Genomic DNA, 1,249 nt, shown 5'->3' on the forward strand with positions numbered 1-1,249 from the left:
GCAGTCGCTGCTGGCGCGCATGGACGAGGGGGGCGTGAAAGAGGTGCGCTCAGGGGCCGGGCTGGATCTGGGTTGCGGCACCGGTTTCTTCCTGCCTGCCCTGGCGCCGCGCTGCGAGACGCTGACCGGGCTGGATCTCGCACCCGGCATGCTGGCCCAGGCGGCCCTTCGCGGCAGCGGAGCCCGCCTGGTGTGCGGCGATGCGGAGGCACTGCCCTTTGCCGACCAGAGCCTGGACTGGGTCTTCTCCAGCCTGGCCCTGCAGTGGTGCGAGCGGCCGGCCCAGGCCTTTGCCGAGCTCAACCGGGTGCTCAAACCCGGTGGACAGGTCTTCTTCTCGACCCTGCTTTCGGGGTCACTGTGGCAACTGCGGGAGGCCTGGCGGGCCGTGGATGGTCGTGACCATGTCAATCGCTTCCTGACGTTGCCTCAGTTGCAGCAGGCGGCCCGTGACGGGGGCTTCGAGGCCCCGGCACTCTGCCCGCTGACCTGGTCCCTCGCCTACCCGGCGCTCAGCGGACTGCTGCGCGACCTCAAGGGGATAGGCGCGAGCCAGGTCAACGACGAGCGGTCTGCGGGCCTGGGTCATCGCCAGCGCCTGGTGCGACTGGGGGAGGCCTACGAGCGCCACCGTCAACCGGACGGCCTGCTGGCCGCCAGCTACGAGGTCTGCCTCGGGCGCCTGGTGCGGCGCTGACACAAAAAGACCCGGCGCACCCACCCCTTCAGCGGCAGGACGCGCGCCTGCCTTTCACCATGGATATCGGGGCGCCTCTGCGCCCCTGCACTGCATCGAGGAATCATCATGGGGACATCCTATTTCATCACGGGCACGGACACCGACGTGGGCAAAACCCTGGTGGCCCGCACCCTGTTGCTGGCGCTTGCCGCCAGAGGCATTCGCTGCGCCGGGTACAAACCGGTGTCGGCGGGCTGCACCCGCACCCCGGAGGGGCTTCGCAATCTGGATGCCTTGCTGTTGCAGCAGGCGGCCACGGTTGCGCTGCCCTACGAGCAGGTCAATCCCTATGCCTTCGAGCCGCCCATCGCCCCCCATATCGCCGCCCGTGAGCGGGGGGCGAGCATCCCCTTCGAGGGGCTGTCCGCCGGCTTGCGGGAGATTGAGGGAGCTGGGGCCGATCTCGTCATTGTCGAAGGGGCGGGGGGCTGGTTCCTGCCGCTGGATCATCAGCGTCTGCTCTCGGAGTGGGTCGCCCAGGAGCGGCTGCCGGTGATCCTGGTGGTGGGG

The 1,249-nt window shown here is 69.3% G+C and carries 2 protein-coding genes; both read left to right on the plus strand.

Going from position 1 to position 1,249, the window contains the following annotated elements:
- A partial coding sequence (locus AACR77_RS14790; protein WP_042882503.1) for a methyltransferase domain-containing protein occupies positions 1–697 on the plus strand: 697 nt, incomplete at its 5' end.
- Between the two features lie 108 nt (positions 698–805).
- Positions 806–1,249: dethiobiotin synthase (gene bioD, locus AACR77_RS14795; protein WP_042882504.1), on the plus strand; the 444-nt coding region annotated here is incomplete at its 3' end.

Origin of the sequence: Aeromonas sp. ZOR0002, assembly GCF_963866995.1 — a bacterium.
GTDB classification, from domain to species: domain Bacteria; phylum Pseudomonadota; class Gammaproteobacteria; order Enterobacterales; family Aeromonadaceae; genus Aeromonas; species Aeromonas caviae.